Source organism: Microbacterium sp. K41 (assembly GCF_004794395.1).
GTDB classification, from domain to species: Bacteria; Actinomycetota; Actinomycetes; order Actinomycetales; family Microbacteriaceae; genus Microbacterium; species Microbacterium sufflavum.
Map to the genome: position 1 here is coordinate 1 of NZ_SSDO01000255.1, position 2,459 is coordinate 2,459.

General features: G+C 74.5%; 3 protein-coding genes. All 3 read right to left on the reverse strand.

Annotated elements, in window-relative coordinates; all coding sequences use genetic code 11:
* On the reverse strand, nucleotides 1–892 hold an 892-nt coding region (locus tag DW309_RS07045; RefSeq protein WP_136044956.1), incomplete at its 3' end, for a 1-phosphofructokinase family hexose kinase.
* Nucleotides 893–908: 16 nt separating this feature from the next.
* Entirely contained in the window at nucleotides 909–1,643 is a 735-nt protein-coding gene (locus tag DW309_RS07050) for an SDR family oxidoreductase (protein WP_136044957.1), read from the reverse strand.
* Entirely contained in the window at nucleotides 1,640–2,395 is a 756-nt protein-coding gene (locus DW309_RS07055; protein WP_136044958.1) for a class II aldolase/adducin family protein, read from the reverse strand. The genes DW309_RS07050 and DW309_RS07055 overlap by 4 nt, the downstream gene beginning before the upstream one ends.
* Between the last annotated feature and the right edge of the window lie 64 nt (nucleotides 2,396–2,459).

The following is a 2,459-nucleotide window of genomic DNA, read 5'->3' on the forward strand; positions in this document are numbered from 1 at the left end:
GGGGGACGGGCGCCGCCGCCGTCGTCAGCGCCGCCCGTCCCCCGGACGCGCCGCCGAGACCGTGCAGGAACCCGGCGAGAGAGGCATCGCCCGCGCCGGCCGTGTTCACGACGGCCGGAGCGACCGCCCGCGCGTGGATCACCGCCGCGTCCGTCACGACCAGCACGCCGTCGGCCCCCATGCTCGTGTACACCGTGGCGACACCGCGGGCGACCAGCTCGCGCGCGGCCGCCGTCACCTCGCCGACCGTGCGCAGCGGACGCCCCACGAGCTCGGCGAGCTCGTGCGTGTTCGGCTTCAGCAGCGCCACCCCCGCCGGGTCGGCCACCAGCTCCGCGAGCGCGGTGCCGCTGGTGTCCACGGCCACGCGCACCCCGGTGCCGCGCACCGCGCGTACGACATCGGCGATCCGGGCCTCAGCGCCGGTCACCTCCGGGAGCGTGCCCGACACCACCAGCCACGAGGCAGCGAGCGCGCGGCACGCCCCCACCACGGCGGACCGCGTCTCGTCCCAGGCCGCGGGTGTGAGCGGCGGCGTCGGCGCGTTGACCTTCGTGGTGGCACCGCCCGCATCGATGATCGACGTGTTGACCCGGGTGGCCCCCGGCACGGTCACGATCCGCAGCACGTCGGCCAGCGGCGACTGCGCCGCGAACGCCACGTCGTCCGCCCCGAGCACCACCACCGCCGCGGTGGCCACCCCGGCCGCGCGCAGCGCCGCCGACACGTTCACGCCCTTGCCGCTGACCTCCCGCTCCCAGCCGGACGCGCGCACGAAGGCTCCGCGCTCGAGCGGGACGGGCAGCCGGTACGTGGCATCGATCGCCCCGGCCGCCGTCAGCGTCACGACGGGCCCGGCTGTTTCCTCCGGCAGCGCACGCGGCTCGGTCACGGCTGGTCCCCCTCGCTCAGATCGGCTGCCCGGTCGGCAGCAGCACCAGGTCGCGCACGACCACGTGCGCCGGCCTGGTCAGCATGAACAGCATCGCATCCGCCACGTCCGACGACCGGATGCCCGTGCCCTCGGCGATGCGCTCCGCCTCCTCGGGCGAGCCGTGCGCGAAGCCCCACAGCGGATTGAGGACGACCCCGGGCGCGATCGCCCCGATGCGCACCCCGCTGTCGGCGTACTGACGACGCACCGTGTGCACGAACGACTGCACGGCGTGCTTGCTGGCGGAGTACACCGGCTCCCACTCGATGTCCTGGTGCCCCGACACCGAGCTCGTGACGAGGATGTCGCCGCTGCCCTGCGCCAGCAGCGGGGGAAGCGCCGCGCGCACCAGCGCCATCACACCGGTGACGTTGGTGGCCACCACCGCCGCGATCTGAGCGACCGTCGCATCGGCGAGATCGCCGCCGAGATAGATCCCCGCGTTGGGCAGCACGATGTCGAGGCGGCCGTGGCGGCGCAGGGTCTCGGCCACGACGTCCTCGGCGCTCTGCGGCTCCGACACATCGGCGGCGATCGTTGTGACCCGCTCCGGATGCTCCGCGGCGAGCGCCGCGAGCCGCTGCTCGTCGCGCGCCACAGCGACCACATGGCAGTCGGCTGCCGCGAGCGCCTGCGCGGTCGCCAGCCCGATGCCCGAGCTCGCCCCGGTCAGCAGCGCCACCCGGTCCTTCACCGACACACCGCTCATCGTTCCCCTCCTTCTGCGAGCAGCGCCCGCCGGTAGATCTCATCGGGCCGGGTGTCGATGCGCCGCACCTCGTCGGCCGGCATGAACCGCACCCCGCCCAGCGTCTCGGCACCGATGATCGCCCGCGCGCACTTCTGCGCCATCGCGGTCATACCGATGACCTGGTCGGCCGTCGCGCCGGTGGCGAACATCCCGTGGTTCTGCAGGTACACGGTGACGGGCGGTGAGCCGTGGGCGTCGATGTGCGCCGCGAGCCGCGCCCGCACCTCCCGCGCGAGGGCGAGACCCGGATCGATGTAGGGCACCAGCAGCGGGGTCGCTCCGAGCACCACGATCTGGTCGGGGAACAGCGCACCCTCCACCAGTAGCTCGGGTCTCTGCGAGCACAGCACGGCGTTCACCGCGGTCGGATGCGCGTGGGCGATCACCCGCGCCGGCGTCTGGTCGTAGAGCACCACGTGCAGCAGCGCCTCGACCGAGGGCCGTCGTCCCTCCGCCTCCGCGACCCGGTCGAAGTAGCGGTCGACATCGGCGCCCGTCGCGCGCTCGTCGTCGATGAGCTCGCGCGCCTCGGCGAGCACCAGCGGCACGAAGTCCTCCGGGCGGGCGGCCCCGAGCACGGCGCCCGAGGCCTTGACCAGCATCATGTCGCCCTCGCGCATCGAGGTGTTGCCCTCGCCGAGGACGGCCGCGTCGAGGGCGGGGTCGCCGAGGCGGCGGCTGAGGGCGGCGAGCAGCTCACGCGAGGTCATGCAGGGGCTCCGATCGGGTGGGGGCGGGGTGGTGGACGCGCGGCGGGCCGTCGCCGTCGTCGAC

Coding starts and splice junctions, on each gene's coding strand:
- DW309_RS07050 (WP_136044957.1), bottom strand. CDS start 1,643: ATGAGCGGTGTGTCGGTGAAGGACCGGGTGGCGCTGCTGACCGGGGCG.
- DW309_RS07055 (WP_136044958.1), bottom strand. CDS start 2,395: ATGACCTCGCGTGAGCTGCTCGCCGCCCTCAGCCGCCGCCTCGGCGAC.